Below are 25,038 nucleotides of genomic sequence, written 5' to 3' on the forward strand. Positions count from 1 at the left end.
CGCGCAGTGTTTAGTCCGGAGACATGGCTGACACCTGTTCGGACACATCACTGACAGGTTGGCCATTGGTCAAGTCGATCGATGCGACCTGCCAGCTGGCGAAGAAGATTCCGTAGTGGCCGTCACGAACCAGTGGCCGGATGGCAAGGCGTTCGCGGGCGAAGGCCTGGGGAACTTTCCAGAAGCGTCCCTTGAAGGAGATGTAGGGTCTTGTCGATGAGACCCTGCGCACGATCTCGCCGCTGTCGTATTCGACGTTCGGAACGCGGGCCGGCATGGGGCGAGCACTTGGCCGGAAGCGATCGGCAGGGACCTGCATATCGAGGCCTTGGTGAGGCCGCTCCAGATTGTAGACCGGCCGCCAGGCGTCGAAGGCGCGCTGGACTTCCGGGAGAGTTCGGAAGCGGCGCATTGCAAACACCTCGGCCTTCAGGGTGCGATGGAAGCGCTCGTTCTTGCCGCGGGCCTGTGGGTGGCATGGCCTGGCGTGCACCACCCTGACGCCAAGCTTGAGCAGCCACACCTTCAGTCCGGTCCAACGAATGCCGGACGTATCGCCCCAGGGTGAGCCATTGTCGGTGTAGAAGGCCTCTGGCAGGCCATAGCAGCGGAACGTCGTCGACAGGTGATTCTGCACGGTGAGACGCTGCTCGTCGGCACATGCCTTCAGGCACAGCACGTAGCGCGAGTGATCGTCGACGATGGTCAGCGGATGGCATCGTGTCCCGTCGGCCAGCGGCAGGTGGCCCTTGAAGTCCATCTGCCACAGCAGATTGGGAGCTTCCTTCTCGAACCGGTGGCCCGGATTGGGCGGCGCATTCTCACTCGGTTTGACCCGGCCGTTCCGACACAGGATCTGGTGCACCGTTGATGGCACAGGCACCGTCTGCCCGCCCCGCTTCAGGCAATGGGCAATCTTCCGTGCTCCCCAAGCCGGATGCTTGTCGCGTACAGCCAGGACTTCTACTTCGACCGCAGCCTCACTCCGCTTGGGCATCGCATGCGGGCGCCGGGAGCGGTCGGCCAGCTCCCGATCGCCGGCCTGCCAGCGCGCCAGCCACTTGTAGCCGACGTCAGGACTGACGTTGAACCGACGGCACAGTTCGCGCCGGTTGGCGCCCTCCTGCAAAGCCAGCCGCACAAACTCGTGACGCTGATCCATCACTGACACCTCGCTCCAAGGCATGGACGGCCTCCCGAATCGGACCAATCCAGCCAATGTTGATGTGTCAGCTATGTCTCCGAACACCCGTCAGTGATCTGTCCGGGCTAAACAGCAGGCGGGGCATCCAGTACGCCGCGGCCTATCGATTGAACTATAACCGTCTCGGAGCACTGGATCGCCCGCCCCAGTGCGCAACCGCGCACAAGGCGGGAGATGACAGTGTGGGCCTTACTTGATCTTGTCGTAGGCCGCTGCGAAATCGCCCAGCGGCATCGGGATCGCGATCGCCTCCTTGGCCATGTTCTGGAAGGAGACCTTCAGCTGCTTGCCCGACCGCAAGGCCGCGAGCAGGTCCGCCGCGATTGGCGTCGAGGCGTAGCAGCCGCGGTTCTCGCAGGTCTGGATCTGAAGATCGAATGTCTTGCCCTCGTCGACCTGGAGCTTGGCGCCGACGGGCAGGTTGAGGCCGAGCGGCAATTGCAGCAGCGCCACCGGCGTGCGGGTGTCGGGCGCGATACGGATGTTGATCAGGACGATGGTCTGGCCGGTCTTGGTCAGCACCGCGTTCTGCTCCATTGCGCATTCGAGCGGCGCGTCGCGGCTGACGCTGGTGCAGCGCACGACCCATCCGGCTTGCTGCGCACCGTCAGCCTGCGGCTGGGTCGGAGCTGGCGCGGGCTGTGCGGCCGGTGCAGGGGAAGCGGCGTTCTTTTTGGCGCTCTGCTGGGCATACGCGCCGCCTGTCGACAGCAGAAGGGCGGCGGCGAGGGCGACAAGTCTGGATTGCATGGACATGGCGAAACCGCGTTGGCGTGAACCGAGGGCCTCGCTGTAGCGTCGCGGAAGCCGCGGTGCAAGCTTACTCGGCGGCCTGCTTGACGGTGCTGTGCTCGGGCGCCTCGTGACCTTTGCCGTCACCCGAACGGCCCCAGCCCGAGAACCAGTTGTTGAGCTCGTCGAGATAGAGATAGACCACCGGAGTGGTGAACAGCGTCAGCGCCTGGCTGACGATCAGGCCGCCGACCATGGCGTAGCCGAGCGGCTGGCGGATCTCGGCGCCGGTGCCGTGGCCGAGCATCAGCGGCACGCCGCCGAGCAGGGCGGCCATCGTCGTCATCATGATCGGCCGGAAGCGCAGCAGCGCGGCCTGACGGATCGATTCATCCGGCGTCTTGTGTTCGTCGCGCTCGGCCGCGATGGCGAAGTCGACCATCATGATGCCGTTCTTCTTCACGATGCCGATCAGGAGAATGATTCCGATCAATGCAATGAGGCTGAAGTCGAAGCCGGCCGCCATCAGGATCAGGAGCGCGCCGACGCCGGCCGAGGGCAGGGTCGACAGAATCGTGATCGGGTGGATGTAGCTCTCGTAGAGAATGCCGAGGATCAGATAGACCACGACGAGGGCTGCGAGGATCAGCAGCGGCACGGTGCCGAGCGACTGCTGGAACGCCTGCGCGGTGCCCTGGAAGCTCGAATTCAGGGTCGGTGGTGCGCCGAGATCGGCCATCGCCTTCTGCACGGCCTCGGTGGCCTGGCCGAGCGCGACGCCCTGGGCGAGGTTGAAGCTGATCGTGATCGCCGGGAACTGGCCCTGGTGGCTGATCGAGAGCGGGCGGACCGGATCGGTGGTCCAGGTCGCAAAGGTCGACAGCGGCACCTGGTCGCCGGTCAACGGCGATTTCAGGTAGAGCTTGTTCAGGCTGTCGAGACTGCCCTGCATCTCCGGCAGGATCTCGAGGATCACCTTGTAGGTGTTGAGCTGGGTGAAATACTGCGTGACCTGCCGCTGTCCGAAGGCGTCGTACAGCGTGTCGTCGATCAGCTGCGGCTGGATGCCGTAGCGCGATGCGGTGTCGCGGTTGATCTTGAGCTGGACCGTGGTGCCCTGCGTCTGCTGGTCGGTCGCGACGTCGCGCAGTTGCGGCAGCGTCTGCATCTTGGCGAGGATTTTCGGCGCCCAGTCGTTGAGCTCGGTGAGGTCGGCATCCTGTAGCGTGAACTCGAACTGCGTGCGCGTCGGCCGGCCGCCGAGCCGGACGTCCTGGGCCGCCTGCATGTAGAGGCGGGCGCCCGACACCTTCTCGAGCTTGGGGCGCAGCCGGGCAATGATCTCCTGCGCCGATGCGTTGCGCTCGTTACGCGGCTTCAGCGTGATGAACAAATTGCCGTTGTTGCCGGCGCGGCCGCTGCCGCCGATGTTCATCGCGATCGTGGCGACGTCGGGATCGTCCATCACGATCTTGCCGAGCTCGACCTGGCGGCGCTGCATCTCGGCGAAGGAGATGTCCTGGGACGCTTCCGAGGTCGCCGTGATCAGGCCGACGTCCTGTTGCGGGAAGAAGCCCTTCGGGATCAGGATGAACAAATAGATCGACAGGCCGAGCGTGGCGAAGAAGATCAGGAGCGTGGTGCGGCGCCAGGCCAGGGCATGATCGAGAACGTACTCGTAGCCGCGCAGCATGCCGTCGAAGGCGCGTTCGCTCCACTGGTAGAACTTGCCGTGGGTCACCTCGCCATGGGCGCGCAGGAAGCGCGAGGCCATCATCGGCGTCAGCGTCAGCGACACGAACATCGAGACGAAGATGGTCATCGCCAGCACGACGGCGAACTCGCGGAACAGGCGTCCTATGATGCCGCCCATCAGCAGCAGCGGGATCAGCACCGCGACCAGCGAGATGCTGATCGAGACGATGGTGAAGCCGATTTCCTTGGAGCCCTTGAAGGCGGCCGCCATCGGCGATTCGCCTTCCTCGATGTAGCGCGTGATGTTCTCGAGCATCACGATGGCGTCGTCGACGACGAATCCGACCGCGATGGTGAGCGCCATCAGCGACAGATTGTCGAGCGAATAGCCAACCACCCACATCAGGGCGCACGCGCCCAGTAGCGCCAGCGGAACCGTGATGGTGGGAATGACCGTCGCCCAGAAGCTGCGCAGGAAGACGAAGATGACCATGACCACGAGGGCGATGGTTAGCAGCAGCGTGAATTGGACGTCCTCGACCGCGGCGCGGATGGTCGTGGTGCGGTCGCTGATCAACTCGATCTTGATCGCGGGCGGAATTGCCGCGACGAGGCGGGGCAGGGTGGCCTTGATCCGGTCGACGGTCTCGATGACGTTGGCGCCCGGCTGCTTGAACACCACCAGGAACACGCCACGCTTGCCGTTGGCCCAGGCTGCCTGCTTGGCGTCCTCGGCGCCGCTCACCGCCTGTCCGATGTCGCGGATTCGAAGCGGACCGCCATTGCGATAGGCGATGACGACGTCGTTCCAGTCCTTGGACTGGGTGAGCTGGTCGTTGGCGTAGATCGTGTAGGCGCGCTTCGGCCCGTCGATATTGCCCTTGGGGCTGTCGACCGTGGTGATCGCGATCTGGCTGCGCACGTCCTCCAGCGACAGGCCCTTGGCGACGAGTTTCGCCGGGTCGATCTGAATGCGGATGGAGGGCTTCTGCTGGCCGCCGATGAAAACCTGCGCGACGCCCGAGAGCTGGCTGATCTGCTGGGCAAGCTGGGCGTCGACGGCATCGCTGACGGTGGTCAGCGGCAGTGTATCGGATGTTGCCGAGAGCAGCAGGATCGGCGCGTCGGCCGGGTTGACCTTGCGGTAGGTCGGCGGCGAGGGCAGATTCTTCGGCAGCTGGCCGCTTGCGGCGTTGATGGCGCCCTGCACGTCGTTGGCGGCGCCGTCGATGCTGCGGTTGAGGTCGAACTGGATGGTGATCGAGGCGGTGCCGAGATAACTCGTCGAGGTCATCTGGGCGATGCCGGGGATCTGGGCGAATTGCCGCTCGAGCGGCTGGGCCACCGACGAGGCCATCGTCTCGGGGCTGCCGCCCGGCAAATTGGCCGTGATCTGGATGGTCGGGAAGTCCACCTGCGGCAGCGGTGCGACCGGCAGCAGGGGATAGGCGACGAGACCGACGAACAGAATGCCGGCCATCAGCAGCGAGGTGCCGATGGGATAACGGATGAAAGGTGCCGAAATCCCGCCCTCGGTCATTCCTGTCGTACCTTGTTCTGGCTCGGATCCGAGCTTGCTACGGCCGTCGAGACGAGGCTTCCGGGCTGGACCTTGAACTGGCCGCCGGTGATCACCTGTTGACCCGGGCTCAAGCCTTCGTCGACCACCGAACGGCCGTCGATGGCGTAGCTGACCTTGATCTTGTGCACTTCCGCCTTGTTGTCCTGATTGACGGTATAGGCGTAGAGGCCGTTGGTCGAATGCTGAACCGCGTCATCCGGAACCACGGTCGCGTCCTTCAGGGTGCGTACCAGAAGGCGCGTCGAAACCGACTGGCCCGGCCACAGCGTGTGTTCCTTGTTGTCGAACACCGCCTTGAGCCGAATAGTCCCGCTGGTCGTGTCGACCTGGTTGTTGATGACCGCAAGCTTGCCTTCGGCAAGCGTCTTTTTCCCGTCGGTGGTGAACGCGATCACCTTGAGCGCACCGGCCTTCTGGCCTTCGCTGATATAGGGCAGCTGGTCTTCCGGCGCGGTGAAGATCACCGAGATCGGCTCGACCTGCGAGATCGTTACGATTCCCGTCTGCGTGGAGGCGTTGACGATGTTGCCGACGTCGACCAGGCGCAGCCCGGCCACGCCGGTGAACGGCGCCTTGATCTGGGTGTAGTCGAGCTGGGTCTGCGCGTTGGAGATCGCGGCTTCGTCGGCGGCGATCTGGGCGGTCAGCTGCGCGACGGTGGAACGCTGGGTGTCGACCCGCTGCGCAGTCGCGAACTCGCCAAGCTTCATGGCACGCTGGAGCTCGAGGTTGGCGTTGGCGAGATTCGCCTCGTCCTGCGCCTTCTTGGCCTTGGCCTGGTCGAGCGTGGCTTGATAGGGCCGGGGATCGATCGAGACCAGAAGGTCGTCCTGCTTGACCATCTGGCCTTCGCTGAAGGCGATCTTGTCGATCTGGCCGTCAACCCGGCTCCGGACCTGTACCGTATTGAAGCCCTGAACCGTGCCGAGACCGGTCAGATATACCGGGAAGTCGGCCTTCTGGACCGGCGAAACGCTGACGGGGATGGCGGGCGGGCGCGCCGGACCCTTCTGAGCCGTCTGGGTTTTTCCGGCCTCGGGCGAGCCGAATTTCTGCCAGCCATAGTAACCCGCGGAGGCCACGGCCGCGATGATCAGAATCCAGAGGATCGGCCGTGTTTTTTTCATGTCGGCTCGTTGGCTCTTACGCCCAAAACTACGAATTGTGGAGCAATCATAGGGTTCCAGCGCGCTTGTATAATACACGCCAAGTTCCAGTGTAAACAGCACTATCGGTTCGGAATCCTAAACAATTGGAAAGCTTTGCACTGTCTAGGCAGCTTCGTGACACTACGGTGTGCAGTGCTGCATTTTCCCGGCGCGAGCGATCCGCGCGCAAATCTTGGGCAATGCCCGGAGCCGGTGTGGGCGGCCTGCAGAGCTGTCCGCAAGGCCGCCCCGGCTGCGCTGCGAAGTGAGCCGGAAACAACTCCCGTGAGAACGGTTCTAATTCGCCTGCACGGCGTTTCGGTTGTCAGGAAATCCGGCATCGGTCATATCGGCCCCGCCACAACGGGAGCGCAGGATGGACGAACTGAACGGCAAGCTGATCGCGTGCCAGATTCTGATCACGGGACTGATCGCGCGCGTCGCCAACGAGCAGCGCGATCCCTTGCGATTTCTGACCGACTTCCGCGACGAGATCAAAGCCGTCGTTAGCGGCGTCAACATCGCCGGCATGGACAACTCCGATCGCGTGCGCGCCGTCGCGCAGAAAACCGTCGACGAATTGTTCTCGCTGATGAAGCCGCCGAGCAGCGATTGAGAGCGGCGCCGCCGCTCGCGCCTGCGCAGCTCTCGCATGCGCCCATGTTTCCAGATTGAAATCTGCACCGAGTCCGATCTGGATGAATTCAAATGTGCAGGCAGATCAATCGCATTGACCTGCTTTTCTCCGACCGATAGCACCGCCCCATCGTTCGCGTTTCTGCATCGACGAAGCGCATCAGCTCGAAGGTTGATGCGGCACGACGAGATCGCAGCGATCAATGTCCAGATTAGAACGGTTCAAGTTTAGAACCATTTAAAACTGTGGCGCACTCAACCGAGTTTAGAATTGCTTTGAAATGGTCGGATTCAAACGGAGTGTGGCCGAGATCGCGTTGACCCCCATGAACACGCCCGATAGCACCAATGCGTCGCGTTGTCGCAACGCGACCAATGGAAGCATAAGCACTGTGGGGCGTGTGATGGGCATGATGAAGACGCCGCGATCGTTGCGTTCGGTTGCGGATCGGAAATCCTTCGGCAACAATTTCGACACTGCGACCGGCAAGACTGTGTCCACGGTCGCCAGTCTGATCGCGGTCGCGACGGTCTCGACCGGCGCACAGGCGCAGCAGACCAATCTGCCCCCCGTGAACGTCGATGCGCCTCAGCAGCGTCCGCGTCCGACCGCTTCGAAGCCCACCGCCGATCAGATTCGCGCGCGCAACGCGCTGCGGCGCGCGGCGCAGCGGCAGCAGGCCGCACAAGCGCCTGTCGCCAATCCGAGCCCTGGTCCTGCCGATCGTGATCCGTACGCAAATCCCGCCGCGCCTTATATGGCCACCCGAGTGCAAGCGTCGGGTAAATTCCCTGAGCCAATCCTCAACACGCCAAAATCGATCACCGTGCTTACAAAGGATGTGCTCGCGGACAAGAACGCCACGACGCTGAAGCAGGCGATCCTGAGCACGGCAGGCGTGACGCTCGGAACGGGTGAGGGCGGCAATGCCTTCGGTGACCGCTTCTTCATTCGCGGCTTCGATGCCCGCAACGACATCTTCATCGACGGCGTGCGCGACGCGGGCGTCAGCGTCCGTGAAAACTTCTTCACCGAGCAGGTCGAAATTCTGCGTGGTCCGGGCTCAACTTTCGCGGGCCGCGGTGTCGCCGGTGGTGCGATCAACATCGTCACCAAGCAGGCGACGACGCAGAACAGTTTCTACAACATGGACACGACGTTTGGCACCGACCAGACCAAGCGTGTGGTGCTCGACGTCAACCAGGTGATCAACCCGACGCTGGCCGTTCGTGCCGGCGGTCTGTTCCAGGACGCCGATGTCGCCGGTCGCGATTTCGTCAAGGATAATCGCAACGGCGCGTTCGTCGCCACGACCTGGAAGCCGACCGACACGATCAGGGTGACCGGGGGTTACATCCACACCGAGTTGACCGGCGTGCCGGACTTCGGCGTGCCCTACTACCGGCCGAGCACGGCGACGACCGCCGGTGGGCCGTTCCCGGACTTCGGCTCCAACCGCAACAACTGGTATGGCCAGATCAACCGCGACTTCTACCGGACCGGCCAGGACATCGGCTCGTTAAACGCGGAAGTGCAGATCACGCCCGACTTGATGGTCAGCAACAAGTTCCGCGTATCTCGTTCGACCCAGAACTATGTCGGAACGCTGCCTGAGCAGCCGGTGATCGCCAACCCGCTTTCGAATTCGACGCTCACGATGAATCCGCAGAGCCGTCTCCAGATCACTGACGTGCTCGCCAACCAGACGGAAGCGACCTACAAGTTCCAGGACTGGGCCGGCTTCAAGCACACCGCGCTGGCCGGGATCGAAGTCGATCGCGAGCGGTCGTCGATCGACAAGTATCTCGGGCTCACCTCGGAAGGGAACGGAGTTACGATCACTCCAGGCGGCTCGCCGACAGGTGTCAGCGTCTTCTTCCCTCAGGACACGTTCTTGCCCGGGAAGGCGCTCGCACTGGCCGGTCTGCCGGCCAAGATCGGCATCGACACTGTCAGCGGCTACGTCATGGACAGTGCGAACTATCGTGACCTCCTGATCCTCAATGGCGGCTTCCGCTACGACAACTACAACCTCGATACGTCTGCATACGGGGCGGGCAACGCTCTCAAGCAGCAATCGGCAAACTTCCTGATTCCCAACTTCAATCTCGGTTTGACCTTGAAGCCGGCGCCAAACGGCAGCGTGTACGTGGCCTACGCGACCTCAGCGAACCCGGTGGGCGCCGAGTTCGACGGCACCAGCACCGCGTATGGCGGCGTCAATCCCGCTCTGGCCGGCGGCAACAATCAGATCTTCGGGCCGGAGAAGAACACGGCCATCGAACTCGGCACCAAGTGGGAGCTGTTCGACCGCCACCTGCTCCTGACGGCTGCGCTGTTTCAGACCACCAAGGACAATGCGCGCGAGGCACAGAACGTCAATAGTGTGGCCACGGCGTCCGCGTTGGGATGCGTCTATCCCGCCGGCACGACCGGCAACATATCGTGTATCACCGCAGGTTCCGCTTATCGTATTCGCGGCATCGATCTCGGCGTGAGCGGCAAGATCACCGACAAATGGAGTGTGTTCGGCGGCCTCGTCCTGATGCAGTCGGAGGTTACGGCGTCCAACGTGAAGCCCGCGAACATGCCCGCGCCGCTTCTCTACACCACCAATGTCGGGCTTCCTCTGGCCAACGTTGCCCATCAGTCGTTCAGCATGCTGTCGAAGTACCAGTTCAACGATATCTGGGAACTGGGCGGGCAGGCCGTCTACCGCTCGAAGATCTACGGTGGCTCGTTGCTTGCGGCCAACGCAGGCACGTCGCTTCCGAGCTACTGGCGCTTCGATGTGTTCGCGGAAGCCAAGATCAACAAGAACTGGCAGTTGAAGCTGTTCGTGAACAACATCTTCGACAAACGCTACTATGACGCGCTGTACCAGAGCGCCGCGCCCTTCGTGCTGGAAGCACCGGGACGCGCCGCCTATCTGGTGATCTCGGCGCGCTACTGATGGAGTAACGACGAGGTGCCATGCTGACATGCATAGACGGCGTCCTGAGCAAGGATGATGTGGCGGAATTCCGCCGCATCATGGACCCCAGCGAATGGGAAGACGGCCGTTCCACCGCGGGCGCGCAGTCAGCAATGGTCAAGCGCAATGAGCAGTTGCCGCCTGACAGCGAGGTCGCGCGCAAGCTCGGCAACCGCATCATCTCGGCGTTGACGTCGAACCCGCGTTTCCTGGCAGCGGCGATCCCACTGCAGATCTTCCCGCCGCTGTTCAACCGCTATGCGGCGAACAGCGGCCATCATTTCGGGCTGCATGTCGACAATGCGATCCGCGGCGACCGCCTGACCGGCCTTCGCATCCGCACAGACTTGTCTGTCACGCTGTTCCTGGCCGAGCCGGAAGAGTATGACGGTGGCGAACTTGTGATCGAGGACACCTACGGTTCGCACGAAGTGAAGTTGCAAGCCGGGGACTGCGTGCTCTATCCCTCGACCAGCCTCCATCTCGTCACGCCGGTGACGAGGGGGACGCGGGTTGCGTCTTTCTTCTGGCTTCAGAGCATGATACGGGACGATCAAGCCCGGAGCATGATCTTTGACCTCGACACCGCGATACAGGCGCTGGTGGAACGGCTCGGGCGTGACGATCCCGAAACGGTCAAATTGACGGGTATCTATCACAACCTCATTCGCTACTGGGCCGAAGTATGAAGATCATGTCCTTCCAAGCAAGCCTTGCCGCCGCCTTGATGCTGGCGACCGCCTGGCTCGTATCCCCTGTTTCTGCCCAGACACAGACCCCGCCGGCGGCACCGGCACAGGCGACGGCTCAGCCGGCCACCGCCAGCCCGGCTCCGGCTGCCGCTCCGGCGGTGGTGGCGCCCGTGGCGAAGCCCGACGCGGCCGCTATCGTGCCGGCCATGAAGGAGCTGTCCCCCTGGGTGATGTTCATGTCGGCGGACGTCATCGTGAAGGCGGTGATGATCGGGCTCGCCTTCGCATCGCTGATGACCTGGACCGTCCTGATCGCCAAGTCGATCGAGCTGTCGGTCGCGTCCGGCAAGCTTCGTTCGGCACTGAAGAAGATCTCGGAGGCGCGCTCGCTCGCGGAAGCGCAAATGGCGCTCGGCGCCAAGCAGGGCATTCTGCCGTCCTTCCTGGCGGCAGCGCTGCGTGAGGCGCGGATGTCGGCCGGCCTGTCCAGCGATGCCGGCATCAAGGAGCGCGCAGCCTCGAGCTTTTCCGAAATCGTGCGCGCGGAGGCGCGGCGCATCCGCGTCGGCATGGGTGTGCTCGCGACCATCGGCTCCACGTCGCCCTTCGTCGGCCTGTTCGGCACGGTCTGGGGCATCATGAACAGCTTCATCGGCATCTCGAAGTCGCAGACCACGAACCTCGCCGTGGTCGCGCCCGGCATCGCCGAGGCGCTGCTCGCGACCGCGATCGGCCTCGTCGCCGCCATTCCCGCCGTCATCATCTACAACCACTTCTCGCGCATGACGAAAAGCTATCTCGAGCTCGTCAGCCGTGCCTCGGGCGCGGCGGCGCGGCTGCTCTCGCGCGATCTCGACCGCAGCCACGGCAGCGCGCATTCGCGCGCGGCGGAGTGAACCATGGGCGTTTCGCTCGCAGACAATGATGACGACGACGATTTCGGCGAGACGCATGACATCAACGTCACGCCGTTCATCGACGTCATCCTGGTGCTGCTGATCATCTTCATGGTCGCAGCTCCGCTCTCCACGGTCGACCTGCCGATCGATCTGCCGACCTCGAGCGCGACCCCGCAGAAGAAGCCGGACAAGCCGACCTATCTCAGCATCAAGCCCGACCTGACGCTTGCGATCGGCGAAAACCCGGTCCACCGCGCCGAGTTGATCGGGACCCTCGACGGCCTGTCCGACATGAGCAAGGACAAGTATGTCTTCCTGCGCGCCGATCGTTCGGTGCCGTATGGCGAATTGATGAGTGTCATGGAGCTCTTGCGCTCAGGTGGCTATTCCCGGGTGAAGCTGGTCGCGCTGGAAGGCGCTCCCCGAGCGCCCGTGGCAGGCGCCGGTCAGCCTTAGAGGCGCACGATGTCGGACGAAGCCAGACCATCCCGGAAGCTCTGGATTTTGGCGGCGGTGGCGGCGCTCGCGCTCCATCTGGGCGGTGCCGCGCTTGCCCTGGCCCATCTGCGGACCGATGACGACGACGATGGCCTGGGCGCGTCCGGCGCGGAGTTCGCCGTCGAGATGGCCTCGCCCAAGGCGCCCGAGACCGACCTTCCGCCGGGACCGGACAGCGAAGCGATGCAGGAGCAGCAGGCGCTTCCCGAGCAAAAGGCCGAGACCAAGGAAACCGAGCTTCCAAAGGACCAGTCGCAACAGGTCGACGATCCCGATCGGGTCGTTCCCGAAAACATCTCGAAGAAGCCGCAGGACGAGGATCCCAAGATCGCGGCGGTCGAGACACCCGCTGCCGAGGCTTCGCCGCAGTCGGTTGCAACGGCGCGGCAGACACTCGACGAGGACGCGCGCGAGGCCGAGAAGGCCCTGGCGCCGGTGCTTGGCCTCGGCAAGGACATCCTCAGGATTACGACCGACTGGAATCGCAAGATCAGCGCGCACCTCACGGCCCACAAGGTCAACCCGGAGGGCAAGCAGCCCAATAATCAGAAGGTGAAGGTCAGCTTCGCGATCAATCGCAGGGGCAATGTGCTGTCCGTCGACGTCGTGGAGTCATCGGGGGATGTGGCCTACGATGCGGCCGCGCTCTCGATTGTCCGCAAGTCCGATCCCATCCCGCAGCCCCCGGCCGGACTGACCGAAGACCGGTTCGAGCGTACCGTCGACATCATCTTCACGCCGCCGGACGAGAAGAAAAAGAAGAAATCGGCTCAGCGCCAGTAGAGCCGGATCCCGACATAGACCACGACCAGGCAGACGAAGATCAGCGCTACCGGGAGCGGCCGTTTCTGGGCTCCGCTAAACGCCGCCGTGAAGGAGGCCGTCCTCGTCGGTTTCGGAGGCGGGCGGCGGAAAGCGGTAACATTGTCCGCCGCCGGCTCGGGCGGACGGGTGCGGACGTCGGGCGGAGTTCCCGCGCCGCCCATCTCGGCATAGTAGGCCTTGTAGATCGCCCCGATCGTGGCCTCGGTGGCCTCGCCCTCGCTCATCCGCGCCAGCAGGTTCTTGTAGCTGACCAGGAACTCCTGCGCCTCGGCAGGCAGCGCGGAGGACCCGTTGAGCTTGGCCATCATCTTCCAGGTGGCAAAATCGGCGCGGGCGCGGGTGTCCGCGCGTCGCGCGATCAGCATATCGGCAGCTTTGACCAAGTCGGCCTCGAGCCCTTCGGCTTATGTTCGGGTGTTCTGTTGAACTACGCGTTGCCGGTCAGGAAGAGAACAGCCTGAATCACATAACCGGTCAACGTTCGCAGTATTCCTGAAATAACATCAAGATTTAGACCGAACTGCGAGCCCGCGAGCGGCAGCAGGATCAGAAGACCAATCAGGATCAGCATTCCGAATGGCTCGAGCCGGGCCAGCGGCATGGCGAGGGCCCGAGGCAACAGCCCGACCGCGACGCGCCCGCCGTCGAGCGGCGGGATCGGCATCATGTTGAACACCGCCAGCACCGCGTTGATGACCAGCGCGTTCTTGAGGTTGTCGAAAATCCACTGGGCCGAGCCGGCGGGCGCAAAGGGCACGGCATGGAGGGCAAGAGCCGCCGCGAGCGCCAGCAGGATGTTGGTGGCGGGCCCGGCAAGGGCCACCCAGACCATGTCGAGCCTGGGATGGTTGAGCTTGCGGAAATTGACGGGAACCGGCTTGGCATAGCCGAACAGGAACGGCGAGTGCGCGAACAGCAGCATCGCCGGCAGGATCAGGGTGCCGAACGGGTCGATATGCTTGATCGGGTTGAAGCTGACGCGGCCGAGCTGCCAAGCCGTGTTATCGCCAAGGCGATGCGCGACGAAGGCGTGAGCGGCTTCGTGGAAGGTGATGGCGATCAGGACCGGGAAGATCCAGACTGAGATGTCATAGAAGGAAACGTTCACAGCTCGTCCGTCCCGTTTGTGCCTCGTGGCCTTGCAGCTAACCCGGCCGATCCGGTGATGGGGCAACGCGTCAGGTCAGGATATGGGACGCGGGTTCCGAAATCCCAAGCCGTAAATGATCCGCCAGCAGCGCCGCCGGCTGCGACAGGTTGCGCGCGCGGTGAAGGCGAATGTCAGCGGCGGGCAGCGGCGGCAGGCCGTTCGACACGACGCGCAGGCGGGAGGGCAGGGTGCCGGCCTTCATGACCGTGATCGCGAGGCCCTGCGCCGCGATCGCTTCCACCGCTGCCAGCGTCCGGCTGACAAAGGCCAATCGCCAGGGCCGGCCGGCGGCATCGAGGGCGTCCGCGGCCCATTGCCGGAACAGGCAGCCCGGCGGGTAGAGCGCGACGGGCAGCGTGTCCTGCGCTTCGGCTCGATATGTCCTGGCCGCGGCCCAGACCGCCTGCTCGCGCCGGAGGAGTTCGCCATCGCCGCGTCCTTCCGGATGCATGGCGATGACGAGGTCATAGGCCTCGCCGAGCCGTGCCGGCATCGTCGCGGTCAGGCCGGTCTCGATCTCGACCCGGATCTCCGGGTGGTTTCGGGCAAAGCGCGCCAGCAATGGCGGAATGACGATCGTGCCGTAATCGTCCATCACGCCGAGGCGGACCACGGCGTCGCGCTTGCGTGCGCGGAGCACATCGATCGCCTCTGCATTGAGGTCGAGAAGCCGTCTGGCATAAACGAGGAGTTCATCGCCCGCCGCGGTCAGCGCGACACCGGCCCTGGTACGTTGAAACAGCTTGGTGCCGATCCGCTCTTCCAGGCGCCTGATCTGGACGCTGACCGCCGACTGGGTCCGGTTGAGCAATTGGGCTGCGTGCGTGAACGAGCGATGCTCGGCGACGGCGAGAAATGCCTTCAGTAGATCGGGATCGAGAACGGGCGTGGTCATGACGAAAACTTATCCCAGCATGACGGAAACTCCATTCCCTGTTTCGGCGCGCCTCGTATGCTGCGTTCAAACCTCGTCAAGGGAGGGAGTGTGGGCGAAATCTCCGGCGTTCTGGCCGCGGTGCTGTCGAGCGGCCTCGGCGGCACCTCGATCGGCGCCACGCGCTATCTGGTGAGCAGCCTCGATCCGCTCGCGATAGGCTCGTTCCGGTTCGGCATCGGCTTCTTGCTGCTGTTACCCCTGACGCTGCTCCGCGGTGACCGCTGGCCGGGGCGAGGGGACTGGGCCGCCGCGACCGGGCTCGGCATCCTGTTCTTCGCGCTGTTTCCGATCCTGTTCAACGCATCGCTGATCTTCACGACCGCCGCGCGCGGCGCGCTCGCTTTGTCAACACTTCCGCTGTTGTCGCTCGTGATCGGCGCCGCGCTCGGCGCCGAAGCCCTGAGCTGGCGCAAATCGATCGGTGTCGTGATCGCGACGTTTGGCGTTGCCGTCGCGCTGCTCTCCGACCTGACCTCGGCACCATCCGGCGCCTGGCGCGGCGATCTCCTGATGATGGCGGCTGCGCTGTGCATGGCGCTGTACGGCATCTGGTCGAAGCCGCTGATCCGGCGCTCCAGCCCGATCGCCTTCACGACCATGAGCATGGCCGCCGGGGCAGTCTGCCTCATCCTGCTCTCGTATATCCGCGGCAGTTTTGCGCCCGTCGCCGGCTTCGGTGCGCCGCAATGGCTGGCGGCTTTCTATCTCGGCGCCTTCGGCGCAGCGCTGACCTTCTATCTCTGGGCCTTCGCGCTGGAGCGGACCACGCCGACGCGCGTCGCGATCTCGGTGACGGTCAATCCGATCACGGCCTCGCTGGTCGGCGCCTGGCTGCTGAACGAACCGCTGCGCTGGAATCTGGCGGCCGGCATTGTCGCGGTGTTTGCCGGGATCTGGATCGCGACGACGACGGGACGGCGCGCTCAGGCGGCGAGAGTGCCTGCGTCAGGGCAAGCCTGACATCACGCCGGGATGGTGCCCTGATATTGCGTCAGGCCGTCGTCGAGCTTCAGCCAGGCGACCTTCTCCGAGACCCAGATGTGCTCGGTCGGCGCGAAGGCGTTGCGATCGTCGAAGGTCGTGAGCGAAACGCCCGCCAGCGTGCCGTTGCGCCGCCAGGAGAACAGGCGCGTGCCGCAGCGCTTGCAGAACACGCGGTCGATGTTCTCGGACGAGGCATAGCGCTCGGTGTCGCCCTCGACGGTCAGCGCGCGCTGGTCGAATTGCGCGCGAGCAAAATAGGGCGAGCCCATCGCCTTCTGGCACAGGCGGCAATGGCAGATGCGGACGTTGAGCGGCTCCCCCTCCGCCTTGAACCGCACCGCGCCGCACAGGCATCCACCTTCCCGGATCATGGCTCAGGCCACCCGCCATTCGCCGATCTGGCGCGCCATGCTCCAGTTGAGATTGTCGAGATCGCCATCCATGTTGGAATTCCCGCGTCTGGTGTTGGTGAAGGCGGCCCAGCAGAAGCCGCCATGGGTGCGCACGGCAATCGTGCTCGTGCCCGGCAGGCTGCCATTGTGCCACCAATTGTCGAATTTGTTGACACAGAAGCCCTTGGCGTAGTTCGGGCTGTAACTGGGTGCGGTGGTCATGACCTCGATGGTGCGCGGCCGCAGGATGTTCGCCGGTCTGGTGTAGCCGTCGACATGCAGCAGGAACTGGACGAGATCCGCCGGCGTCACGATCCAGCCGCCATGGGAATCCATCCGCCTCACCTTCATCTCATACGGACTTTCACCCTGACCGTAATAGGCGACTTCGCCGGCCTGACGCTGGTCGCGGGTATTACCGGCGATGGTCATGTCGGTGACACTGCAGCGCGTCAGCACCTCGGTGCGGACGTGCTCGGCATAGGCCTGGCCGGTGAGCTTCTCGATCACGCGGCCCAGAACGCAATAGCCGAAATTGGAATAGGCGTAGTGCTGGCCCGGAGGCCGGTTCAGCGGCCGGTTGGCGAGCGTCCAGGCGATCAGCTCGGCATGATCCATCCGCGGATGCGTGAACATGGGATCGCGGTTGTCATTGCTCCAGCCGCCGGCAGCGTGCGTCAGCAGATGCTCGAGCGTGATCTGGTCGATGCCGGCGGAGTAGGGCGGTGACCCGTAATCGGTGCCGAGCAATGCACCGGGGCAGAACACGCGATCCGTGAGCTTGAGGCGGTTCTCCTCGATCAGGCGGAAGATCGTGACCGAGGTGATCATCTTGCTGACGCTGGCGATCCGGAACAGATGCCGCGGCGTCACGGTCTCGTTCCGCTCGCGATCGGCAAGACCGCAGGCGTCCTCGTGGACAACAGTACCGGCATAGCCGATCGCAAAGGACAGCGCCGGCACGTCGTATTTGTCCATGAAGCTGCGCGCGAGCCGCGCCATGGCGCCGCGTTCGGCCGGCGAGGGCGGGCGGATGCTCGGCGGGCTGGGCGCCAGTTGCGCGGGCGCAACCCGCGACAGCAGCGGCAGCGCGCCTGCGCCCGCTGCGAGCTTCACGAAATCCCGACGCCCAAAATCCCGACGTCCAAGCCGCATGGTCCACCCCTTCAAGGGGCGGCCAAAGCTTCAGTAGGTCGCCCGTCCGCCGGAAATATCAAACACCGCGCCGGTGGAGAAGGCACAATCTTGGGATGCGAGCCAGCTCACCATCGCGGCGAGCTCTTCCACCAGCACGAAGCGTGCCTTGGGGATTTTCGACAGCATGAAGTCGATATGCTGCTGCGTCATCTGGTCGAAGATCGCGGTCTTCGCCGCGGCCGGCGTCACCGCATTCACGAGGATGTCATGTGCCGCCAATTCCTTGCCGAGCGATTTCGTCAGCGCGATCAGTCCGGCCTTGGAGGCCGAGTAATGCGAGGCGTTGGGATTGCCTTCCTTGCCGGCGATCGAGGCGATGTTCACGATCCGCCCGTATTTCTGCTTGAGCATCGTCGGCACGATCGCCTTGCAGACGATGAAAGGGCCGTCGAGATTGATGCGCAGGACCTTGCGCCACTCCTCGAGATCGGTCTCCCAGACCGGCTTGTTGACGCCGGCGATGCCGGCATTGTTGACGAGGATGTCGATCTTGCCGAAGGCGGCAAGCGTCGCATCGCGCGCCTGCTCGACGGCGGCGGGGTCGGTGACGTCGACCTTGAAGACTTTTGTCTCGCCGCCGACTTCATTCGCGGTCTTCTCGGCGAGAGCCGAGTCGAAATCCCAGATCGCGACTTTGGCGCCGGAGTCGATGAAACGCCGGGTGATGGCACGGCCAAAGCCCTGCGCGCCGCCGGTGACGACGGCAATGCGGCCGTTGAGATCGATCTTGTTCATCGAGAACTCCCTTGTCTATCCCTCATGGTGAGGCGCGCGCACTTGCGCGCGTCTCGAACCATAAGCCCGTGGCCCATCCTCGAGACGGCGCTGTCGCGCCTCCTCAGGATGAGGAGCGATCAGAGCATGTAGCCGCCGTCGACGACAAGGTCGACGCCGGTGGTGAATGCGCTTTCGTCGCTGCCGAGATAGACCGCCATTGATGCGATTTCGTCGGCGGTGCCGAGCCGGCCCATCTTCTGGCGGGAGACGAACATCTCCTTGCCCTGCGGACCCTGCGCGGCGGCGCGGTCGAGCATCGAGGGCGTCTCGACGGTGCCGGGGCAGATGCTGTTGCAGCGGATGCCCTTGGTGATGAAGTCGAGCGCGACCGCGCGCGTCAGCAGCGACACCGCGGCCTTCGACGCGCTGTAGACGTAGCGGTTGGCCGGCGGCCGCAGCGCCGCGCAGGACGAGATGTTGACGATGCTGCCGCCGCCGCCCGCCAGCATCTCGGGCAGGAACGCCCGGATGGTCCGGTGCATCGACTTGACGTTGAGGTCGAACGAGAAGTCAAAATCCTCCTCCGAGCACTCCAGGATGGTGCCGTGATGCACGAAACCGGCCGCGTTGAGCAGGATGTCGACCTTGCCGACGCGCTTGGCGAAGGCGTTGACGTCGGCGGTGTTGCGGACGTCGAGCTTTGCGACCTCGGCGATGCCTTCCTTGGTCAGGCCCGCGATGCCGGCCTCGTTGATGTCGGTGGCGATGACGGTTGCGCCTTCACGCGCGAATGCGATGGCGCATGCGCGCCCGATGCCTGCCGCTGCAGCCGTGACGACGGCGCGCTTTCCCTTGAGGCGGTCTGCCATGTTGTTTTTCTCCTTGGCTTGAATTTGTCTATCGGCTCGTCATTGCGAGGAGCTCGTGACAAAATTGCGCAGCAATTTTGCACTGTTGCGACGAAGCAATCCAGACTGTCTCCTTGGAGATATCTCAGGATTGCTTCGCTTCGCTCGCAATGACGACGTGGCTGTTAGTGGTTGTCCCTGGCGACACCAAATGTGCCGGCGACGTTCTGGTAGCGCGTGGCGAGCTCCATGCAGGCGCCGGTCGATTGCTGGCCGACCGTGTTGCGGTAGATCTCCTGCCACGGCGTCTGGTTCGCCGGATGCTTGAAGCCGCCATTGGCCATCAGCTCGGCGTGGCGCTTCTTCACCTCGTCGTCCGAAATGAGAATATTGGCGCTGCCCTTGTTGAGGTCGATGCGTACCTTGTCGCCGGTCTTGAGGATCGCGAGCCCGCCATTGGCGGCAGCTTCCGGCGAGGCGTTCAGGATCGACGGCGAGCCCGAGGTGCCGGATTGGCGGCCGTCGCCGATGCAGGGCAGGGCGAGAATGCCGCGTTTGATCAGCGCAGCCGGGGGCTGCATGTTCACGACCTCGGCGCCACCGGGGTAGCCGATCGGGCCGGTGCCGCGGACGAACAGCATGCAATTCTCGTCGATGTCGAGTGAAGGATCGTCGATCCGCTCGTGATAATCCTCCGGGCCCTCGAACACGATGGCGCGGCCCTCGAAGGCGTTGAGGTCCTTCGGGTTGCTGAGATAGCGGTCGCGGAATTCCTTGGAGATCACGCTGGTCTTCATGATCGCGGAATCGAACAGATTGCCCTTCAGCACCAGGAAGCCGGCGTCCTTCACCAGCGGCTTGTCGTAGGCCCGGATCACGTCATTGTCGGGCGCGTGCGCATTGGCGCAGTTCTCGCCGATGCCGCGGCCGTTCACCGTGACCGCGTCCTCGTGGATGCGCTTGTGCTTCATCAGCTCGCGCACCACGGCCGGCACGCCGCCGGCGCGGTGGAATTCCTCGCCGAGATAGAAGCCGGCCGGCTGCATGTTGACCAGCAGCGGCACGTCGTGGCCGAATTTCTGCCAGTCGTCGATCGACAGCTCGACGCCGATGTGGCGCGCCAGCGCGTTGATGTGGATCGGCGCGTTGGTCGAGCCGCCGATCGCCGAGTTGATCACGATGCAGTTCTCGAACGCCTTGCGGGTCAGGATGTCCGACGGCTTGAGGTCTTCCCAGACCATCTCGACGGCGCGCTTGCCGGTCTCGTAGGCGATCTGGCCGCGCTCGCGATAGGGGGCGGGGATCGCCGCGCAGCCCGGCAGCGAGAAGCCGAGCGCTTCGGCAAGCCCGTTCATGGTCGAGGCGGTGCCCATGGTGTTGCAATGGCCGACCGACGGCGCCGAGGACGCCACGATCTCCATGAATTCCTCATAGTCGATCTCGCCGGCGGCGAGCCGTTCGCGCGACTTCCAGACGATGGTGCCGGACCCGGTGCGCTCGCCGGCATGCCAGCCGTTCAGCATCGGCCCGCCCGACAGCACGATCGCGGGCAGGTTCACGGTCGCCGCCGCCATCATGCAGGCAGGCGTGGTCTTGTCGCAGCCGGTGGTCAGCACCACGCCGTCGAGCGGATAGCCGTAGAGGATCTCGACGAGGCCGAGATAGGCGAGGTTGCGGTCGAGCGCCGCGGTCGGGCGCTTGCCGGTCTCCTGGATCGGATGGGTCGGGAATTCCATTGCAATGCCGCCGGCCTCGCGGATTCCTTCGCGGACGCGGTGCGCCAGCTCGATATGGTGGCGGTTGCAGGGGGAAAGGTCGTTGCCGGTCTGGGCGATGCCGATGATCGGCTTGCCGGACTGAAGCTCGGCCCGGGTGAGGCCGTAATTCAGGTAGCGCTCCATATAGAGCGCGGTCATGCCCGGATTATGCGGATTGTTGAACCATTCCTGCGAGCGGAGGTGGCGGCGAGCGCCGTTGCTGGCGGGCGCATGCCCATTGGTTGGTTTTTTTGTCATTGGTTTCTCCTGCAATGCAAACGCACTGGCGTCGGGAGCTCAGCTTCGGCTGGTGCGATGCCCAACGGCGCGATCCATGGTTCAAAGGCCCGTTGGCGGGTCATTCCCTCACAAGCGCGATACTAGTCTTGGCCACTTGGTAACGCTATCATTTTGTTCGCGGCGCCCGCGCCTGAAGCGGCAGGCCTGTCGTCCGAACGCCGCGACGACGAGCTTTGCCGCTCGATCACCTTGAAGCCGAGATCGAGCACCGGCTGCTCGGGGCGGCGTCCGTCGATCGCTTCGATCAGCATGGTGGCGGCCGTGTTGCCCATCTCGTAGCGGTTGGTGCGCACGCTGGTGAGGGTGGGGACCGCGGAGGCCATGAATTCGAGGTCGTTGAATCCGACGATCGCGATCTGCTCGGGGACCGCGATCTCCCGGCGCCGGCATTCGAACAGCACGCCGAGCGCGAGGTCGTCATTGGCGCAGAACACCGAGTCGATATCGGGCTCGCGCGCCAGCAGATCGGTGAACAGGGTGCCGCCGAGCGTCACCGAGGTCGGTGTCGCCGTCGTGACGACGAGGCGCTGCTCGAACAGCGCGGCGTCCTTCATGGCCGAGACATATCCGTCCAGCCGCCGCTGCACCCGCGGATCCATGCGCGCGCCGACGAAGCCGATCTTGCGATGGCCTTGCGCGAACAGGTGGGAGATCGCCGCGCGGGCCGCATCATAGTGCGAAAAGCCGATCATCATGTCGACCGGATTGGGCCCGATCTCCATGATCTGCACGATCGGGCAGTCGGCGGCCTCCAGCATCGCGCGCGATTCCGCGGTCTGGTCGATGCCGGTGACGATCAGTCCGGCCGGCTTCTGCGCGAGAAACAGGCGCAGCAGCTTCTCCTCCTGGAGAATACTGTAGCGTGTGTTGGACAACTGGATCGAGTACCGGCTGCCTTCGGAGGCGTCGTAGATGCCGCGCAGCACGTCGGAAAACACGTTGTTGGTCAGTGACGGGATCAAGACGCCGATCACTTCGGTGCGCTGCGAGGCCAGCGCCCGCGCCGCCAGGTTCGGCACATAGCCGAGCTCGTTGGCCGCGCTCTCGACCCGCGTCCGCTTGGCGACCGACAGGGCCTCCGGATTGCGGAAGAACCGGGACGCCGTGATCGGGCTGACGCCGGCAAGCTCGGCAACTTCCGCCAGCCGGATTTTACCTGACTTGGTGCGTTTTCGACCCATTAGTTGCTCTTATCACAGTCGGTCCGGCAAACAAAGGAACGTTGACAGCGCTACCAGCAACGACTAACCAAAGACAAATTGCCAAAACCGCACAAACTGCCGACAATGTCGCTCGCTAAGATCGGGCTTCGTTCGGTGAAGTCTGAAAAACAAGACGGTCGCGGCGCGTGAGGCGTCGTGGACTTTCGAGGAGGGAGCTAGATGTCGTCTGTGCAAATCCGCGACGTGCGGAAATCGTTCGGCAATTTTGAAGTCCTGCACGGCGTTTCGATTCCGATCGAGGGCGGCCAGTTCGTCGTCCTGGTTGGCCCCTCCGGCTGCGGCAAGTCGACGCTTCTGCGCATGCTCGCAGGCCTCGAGAACATCACGTCCGGTACGATCTCGATCGGCGACCGCGTCGTCAACAATATCCAGCCCAAGGAGCGGGATATTGCGATGGTGTTCCAGAACTACGCGCTCTATCCGCACATGACCGTCGGCGAGAACATGGGCTTCTCGCTGAAGCTGCGGAACGCGAGCTCCGACGAGATCAACAAGCGCGTCAAGCGCGCCGCCGAAATTCTCGCGCTGTCGCCGCTGCTCGAGCGCTATCCGCGCCAGCTCTCCGGCGGCCAGCGCCAGCGCGTCGCGATGGGCCGCGCCATCGTGCGCGATCCGCAGGTGTTCCTGTTCGACGAGCCCTTGTCGAACCTCGACGCCAAGCTGCGCGTCGCCATGCGCACCGAGATCAAGGAGCTGCACCAGCGGCTGAAGACGACGACCGTCTACGTCACCCACGACCAGATCGAGGCCATGACCATGGCCGACAAGATCGTCGTCATGCATGACGGCATCGTCGAGCAGATGGGCACCCCGCTGGAGCTCTACGACAAGCCCGACAACCAGTTCGTCGCCGGCTTCATCGGTTCGCCGGCCATGAACTTCCTGAAAGGCCATGTGCGCGTCAACGGCGTTGCGACCTTCGAGGGGCCGAACGGCGTCAAGCTGCCGCTCAAGAACGCGCCGGCGGCGTCCGACGGTCGCCCTGTTGTCTATGGCGTGCGACCCGAGCATTTCACCATCGCGGACGACGGCGCCGATGCCGAGATCATCGTGGTCGAGCCGACCGGCTCGGAGACGCAGGTGTTCGCGAAGGTGGGTGGCGAGCAGGTCGTCGCGGTCTTCCGCGAGCGTCACCAGTTCAATCCGGGCGACAAGGTCAAGCTGAAGCCTGACCCGTCACTGGTTCATCTGTTCGACGAGGCGACGGGCAAACGCATGTAGCCGCGCCGAAGGATTGCCCAACGACTGTTCAAGAACGACCCAATATAAATATAAAATTCAGGGAGAGAACGATGAGCAATTTCGACAGGCGAAGTGTGCTTAAGGCCGGCCTGGGCGGCGCAGCGTTGCTGGCCGGCCAGGGCATCGTGCCGGTCCGGGCCGCGGAGTGGACCAACACGCCCGAACCGAACGCGTCCATCCGCGTCTTGCGCTGGAAGCAGTTCATCCAGGCCGAGTTCGACAAGTTCGCCGAGCAGACCAAGAAGTTCTCCGAGAAGACCGGCGTCAAGATCAAGCTCGAGGCCGAGAGCTGGGAAGACATCCGTCCCAAGGCCGCGGTGGCCGCCAATGTCGGCGCCGGCCCCGACCTCATCATCGGCACGCTCGACGATCCCCACAAATTCCCGGAAAAGCTGATCGATATGACTGATGTCGCCGACTATCTCGGCGCGCAGTATGGCGGGTGGTATCCGGTTGCCGAACGTTATGGCAAGAAGGGCAACAGCTGGATCGCCATTCCGCAGGGCGCGACCGGCGGCTGCCTGAACTACCGCATCAGCCACGTGAAGGCTGCGGGCTTCGAGGAATTCCCCAAGGACACCGCCGGCTTCCTCAAGCTCTGCCAGGCGTTGAAGAAGAACAACACGCCGGCCGGCTTCGCGCTCGGCCATGCCACGGGCGATGCCAATGGCTGGTGCCAGTGGGCGCTCTGGGCGTTCGGCGGCAAGGTCGTCAACGACAAGAACGAGGTCGTGATCGACTCCCCGGAGACGGTCGCCGCGCTCGAATACGTCAAGCAGCTCTACGAGACCTTCATCCCGGGCGTGCTGTCGTGGAATGACTCGAACAACAACAAGGCGTTCCTGAACGGCGAACTCAGCCTGACGCTGAACGGCATCTCGATCTGGACCGTCGGCAAGAACTCCACCGATGCGAAGCAGCAGGAGATCGCCAAGGACATGAACCACGCGCCGATGCCGATCGGCCCCGTGGGCGTGTCGACCGAGCAGCAGAACGTGCTGGTCTACTACGGCTACAAGCACTCGAAGTATCCCAAGGCGGTCAAGGAATTCATCAAGTTCATGATGGACAAGGAGAACTACGACGCCTGGGAGGTCGCTTCCAACGGCTACGTGTCGCCGCCGCTGCCGGCCTACAACGACAACCCGGTGTGGACGTCGGATCCGAAGATCACCCCGTATCGCGACTGCCTGAAGCGCTGCCGCGACAACGGCTTTGCCGGCGATCTCGGCTATGCCTCCGCCGCGGTGATGGGCGACTTCGTCGTCGTCGACATGTTCGCGGAAGCAGCCTCCGGCTCGGCGACGCCGAAGCAGGCGGCGGCGCGCGCCGCCGAGCGCGCCAAGCGTTACTACCAGGTCTGATCAACGCCAATCCGCGCGGCGTCCGGTTCGCCGGACGCCGT

General features: G+C 63.9%; 22 protein-coding genes. 9 read left to right on the plus strand and 13 right to left on the minus strand.

The features are described from left to right. Positions 1-10 precede the first annotated feature (10 nt). From J4G43_RS21700 to J4G43_RS21715, 4 genes are all read right to left on the minus strand, one after another. Entirely contained in the window at positions 11-1,186 is a 1,176-nt protein-coding gene (locus tag J4G43_RS21700) for an IS481 family transposase (RefSeq protein WP_208085346.1), read from the minus strand. 207 nt (positions 1,187-1,393) lie between these two features. Then, complete coding sequence (locus J4G43_RS21705; RefSeq protein ID WP_063983864.1) at positions 1,394-1,960, minus strand: invasion associated locus B family protein; 567 nt, start codon at positions 1,958-1,960, stop codon at positions 1,394-1,396. A 64-nt stretch (positions 1,961-2,024) separates the two neighbouring features. Further along, positions 2,025-5,171: a multidrug efflux RND transporter permease subunit gene (locus J4G43_RS21710; protein ID WP_208086241.1), complete on the minus strand. Its 3,147-nt coding sequence runs from the start codon at positions 5,169-5,171 to the stop codon at positions 2,025-2,027. Then, positions 5,168-6,340, minus strand: coding sequence for an efflux RND transporter periplasmic adaptor subunit (locus J4G43_RS21715; protein ID WP_208086242.1), 1,173 nt, complete (start codon positions 6,338-6,340; stop codon positions 5,168-5,170). Before J4G43_RS21715 ends, J4G43_RS21710 begins: the two co-directional genes overlap by 4 nt. A gap of 397 nt (positions 6,341-6,737) precedes the next feature. Between J4G43_RS21715 and J4G43_RS21720 the strand changes: the two genes are divergently transcribed. The 6 genes from J4G43_RS21720 (at position 6,738) to J4G43_RS21745 (ending at position 12,844) form a co-directional block, all read left to right on the plus strand. Continuing rightward, positions 6,738-6,977: a hypothetical protein gene (locus J4G43_RS21720; RefSeq protein WP_071914955.1), complete on the plus strand. Its 240-nt coding sequence runs from the start codon at positions 6,738-6,740 to the stop codon at positions 6,975-6,977. Positions 6,978-7,401: 424 nt separating this feature from the next. Beyond that, positions 7,402-9,951 carry a TonB-dependent receptor gene (locus tag J4G43_RS21725; protein WP_208086243.1) on the plus strand — a complete coding sequence of 850 codons (2,550 nt, stop codon included), beginning with the start codon at positions 7,402-7,404 and terminating at the stop codon, positions 9,949-9,951. Positions 9,952-9,971: 20 nt separating this feature from the next. Next, positions 9,972-10,661, plus strand: a complete 690-nt coding sequence (locus tag J4G43_RS21730; protein ID WP_208086244.1) for a Fe2+-dependent dioxygenase — start codon at positions 9,972-9,974, stop codon at positions 10,659-10,661. Next, positions 10,658-11,560, plus strand: coding sequence for a tonB-system energizer ExbB (gene exbB, locus J4G43_RS21735; protein ID WP_208086245.1), 903 nt, complete (start codon positions 10,658-10,660; stop codon positions 11,558-11,560). The genes J4G43_RS21730 and exbB overlap by 4 nt, the downstream gene beginning before the upstream one ends. 3 nt (positions 11,561-11,563) lie before the next feature. After that, a complete protein-coding gene (gene exbD / locus J4G43_RS21740; protein ID WP_208086246.1) occupies positions 11,564-12,019 on the plus strand; it encodes a TonB system transport protein ExbD in 456 nt (151 codons plus the stop codon). A gap of 9 nt (positions 12,020-12,028) precedes the next feature. Continuing rightward, positions 12,029-12,844, plus strand: a complete 816-nt coding sequence (locus J4G43_RS21745) for an energy transducer TonB family protein (RefSeq protein ID WP_208086247.1) — start codon at positions 12,029-12,031, stop codon at positions 12,842-12,844. Here J4G43_RS21745 and J4G43_RS21750 read toward each other — a convergent pair. From J4G43_RS21750 to J4G43_RS21760, 3 genes are all read right to left on the minus strand, one after another. Next, the gene (locus J4G43_RS21750; protein ID WP_208089379.1) at positions 12,832-13,251 is read right to left on the minus strand and encodes a hypothetical protein; all 420 of its coding nucleotides are present in this window, start codon (positions 13,249-13,251) and stop codon (positions 12,832-12,834) included. The genes J4G43_RS21745 and J4G43_RS21750 overlap by 13 nt on opposite strands. A 62-nt stretch (positions 13,252-13,313) precedes the next feature. Continuing rightward, positions 13,314-13,994, minus strand: coding sequence for a site-2 protease family protein (locus J4G43_RS21755; protein WP_208086248.1), 681 nt, complete (start codon positions 13,992-13,994; stop codon positions 13,314-13,316). Between the two features lie 70 nt (positions 13,995-14,064). Then, the gene (locus J4G43_RS21760; RefSeq protein ID WP_208086249.1) at positions 14,065-14,931 is read right to left on the minus strand and encodes a LysR family transcriptional regulator; all 867 of its coding nucleotides are present in this window, start codon (positions 14,929-14,931) and stop codon (positions 14,065-14,067) included. A gap of 90 nt (positions 14,932-15,021) precedes the next feature. Between J4G43_RS21760 and J4G43_RS21765 the strand changes: the two genes are divergently transcribed. Further along, on the plus strand, positions 15,022-15,933 hold the full coding sequence (locus J4G43_RS21765) for a DMT family transporter (protein ID WP_208089380.1): 912 nt from the start codon (positions 15,022-15,024) through the stop codon (positions 15,931-15,933). A gap of 2 nt (positions 15,934-15,935) precedes the next feature. Here the strand turns inward: J4G43_RS21765 and J4G43_RS21770 are convergent, their stop codons facing one another. The 6 genes from J4G43_RS21770 to gntR form a co-directional block, all read right to left on the minus strand. Beyond that, positions 15,936-16,328 (minus strand): GFA family protein, encoded by a 393-nt coding sequence (locus tag J4G43_RS21770; protein WP_208086250.1) that lies wholly within the window; start codon positions 16,326-16,328, stop codon positions 15,936-15,938. Positions 16,329-16,331: 3 nt separating this feature from the next. Further along, a complete protein-coding gene (locus tag J4G43_RS21775) occupies positions 16,332-17,465 on the minus strand; it encodes a serine hydrolase domain-containing protein (RefSeq protein WP_225005017.1) in 1,134 nt (377 codons plus the stop codon). A gap of 69 nt (positions 17,466-17,534) precedes the next feature. After that, the gene (locus tag J4G43_RS21780) at positions 17,535-18,281 is read right to left on the minus strand and encodes an SDR family NAD(P)-dependent oxidoreductase (RefSeq protein WP_014495989.1); all 747 of its coding nucleotides are present in this window, start codon (positions 18,279-18,281) and stop codon (positions 17,535-17,537) included. Positions 18,282-18,400: 119 nt separating this feature from the next. Continuing rightward, positions 18,401-19,132: an SDR family oxidoreductase gene (locus J4G43_RS21785; RefSeq protein ID WP_014495988.1), complete on the minus strand. Its 732-nt coding sequence runs from the start codon at positions 19,130-19,132 to the stop codon at positions 18,401-18,403. A gap of 164 nt (positions 19,133-19,296) precedes the next feature. Then, complete coding sequence (locus J4G43_RS21790; RefSeq protein ID WP_208086252.1) at positions 19,297-21,126, minus strand: IlvD/Edd family dehydratase; 1,830 nt, start codon at positions 21,124-21,126, stop codon at positions 19,297-19,299. 122 nt (positions 21,127-21,248) lie between these two features. Further along, positions 21,249-22,349, minus strand: coding sequence for an HTH-type transcriptional regulator GntR (gntR, locus tag J4G43_RS21795; protein WP_208086253.1), 1,101 nt, complete (start codon positions 22,347-22,349; stop codon positions 21,249-21,251). Between the two features lie 201 nt (positions 22,350-22,550). Here gntR and J4G43_RS21800 point away from each other — a divergent pair, with 201 nt between their 5' ends. Continuing rightward, positions 22,551-23,612 carry an ABC transporter ATP-binding protein gene (locus tag J4G43_RS21800; RefSeq protein ID WP_208086254.1) on the plus strand — a complete coding sequence of 354 codons (1,062 nt, stop codon included), beginning with the start codon at positions 22,551-22,553 and terminating at the stop codon, positions 23,610-23,612. A gap of 71 nt (positions 23,613-23,683) precedes the next feature. Then, the gene (locus tag J4G43_RS21805) at positions 23,684-24,997 is read left to right on the plus strand and encodes an ABC transporter substrate-binding protein (protein ID WP_208086255.1); all 1,314 of its coding nucleotides are present in this window, start codon (positions 23,684-23,686) and stop codon (positions 24,995-24,997) included. The last annotated feature ends 41 nt before the right edge of the window (positions 24,998-25,038 follow it).

Origin of the sequence: Bradyrhizobium barranii subsp. barranii, assembly GCF_017565645.3 — a bacterium.
GTDB lineage: Bacteria > Pseudomonadota > Alphaproteobacteria > Rhizobiales > Xanthobacteraceae > Bradyrhizobium > Bradyrhizobium barranii.

Bases quoted from the DNA above. Each gene is read 5' to 3' on its own strand.
- J4G43_RS21720 (WP_071914955.1), top strand. From the start codon at position 6,738: ATGGACGAACTGAACGGCAAGCTGATCGCGTGCCAGATTCTGATCACG.
- J4G43_RS21790 (WP_208086252.1), bottom strand. From the start codon at position 21,126: ATGACAAAAAAACCAACCAATGGGCATGCGCCCGCCAGCAACGGCGCT.
- J4G43_RS21745 (WP_208086247.1), top strand. From the start codon at position 12,029: ATGTCGGACGAAGCCAGACCATCCCGGAAGCTCTGGATTTTGGCGGCG.
- J4G43_RS21785 (WP_014495988.1), bottom strand. From the start codon at position 19,132: ATGGCAGACCGCCTCAAGGGAAAGCGCGCCGTCGTCACGGCTGCAGCG.
- J4G43_RS21800 (WP_208086254.1), top strand. From the start codon at position 22,551: ATGTCGTCTGTGCAAATCCGCGACGTGCGGAAATCGTTCGGCAATTTT.
- gntR (WP_208086253.1), bottom strand. From the start codon at position 22,349: ATGGGTCGAAAACGCACCAAGTCAGGTAAAATCCGGCTGGCGGAAGTT.
- exbB (WP_208086245.1), top strand. From the start codon at position 10,658: ATGAAGATCATGTCCTTCCAAGCAAGCCTTGCCGCCGCCTTGATGCTG.
- J4G43_RS21750 (WP_208089379.1), bottom strand. From the start codon at position 13,251: ATGCTGATCGCGCGACGCGCGGACACCCGCGCCCGCGCCGATTTTGCC.
- exbD (WP_208086246.1), top strand. From the start codon at position 11,564: ATGGGCGTTTCGCTCGCAGACAATGATGACGACGACGATTTCGGCGAG.
- J4G43_RS21700 (WP_208085346.1), bottom strand. From the start codon at position 1,186: ATGCCTTGGAGCGAGGTGTCAGTGATGGATCAGCGTCACGAGTTTGTG.
- J4G43_RS21725 (WP_208086243.1), top strand. From the start codon at position 7,402: ATGGGCATGATGAAGACGCCGCGATCGTTGCGTTCGGTTGCGGATCGG.
- J4G43_RS21770 (WP_208086250.1), bottom strand. From the start codon at position 16,328: ATGATCCGGGAAGGTGGATGCCTGTGCGGCGCGGTGCGGTTCAAGGCG.
- J4G43_RS21710 (WP_208086241.1), bottom strand. From the start codon at position 5,171: ATGACCGAGGGCGGGATTTCGGCACCTTTCATCCGTTATCCCATCGGC.
- J4G43_RS21780 (WP_014495989.1), bottom strand. From the start codon at position 18,281: ATGAACAAGATCGATCTCAACGGCCGCATTGCCGTCGTCACCGGCGGC.
- J4G43_RS21730 (WP_208086244.1), top strand. From the start codon at position 9,972: ATGCTGACATGCATAGACGGCGTCCTGAGCAAGGATGATGTGGCGGAA.
- J4G43_RS21715 (WP_208086242.1), bottom strand. From the start codon at position 6,340: ATGAAAAAAACACGGCCGATCCTCTGGATTCTGATCATCGCGGCCGTG.
- J4G43_RS21805 (WP_208086255.1), top strand. From the start codon at position 23,684: ATGAGCAATTTCGACAGGCGAAGTGTGCTTAAGGCCGGCCTGGGCGGC.
- J4G43_RS21760 (WP_208086249.1), bottom strand. From the start codon at position 14,931: ATGACCACGCCCGTTCTCGATCCCGATCTACTGAAGGCATTTCTCGCC.
- J4G43_RS21705 (WP_063983864.1), bottom strand. From the start codon at position 1,960: ATGTCCATGCAATCCAGACTTGTCGCCCTCGCCGCCGCCCTTCTGCTG.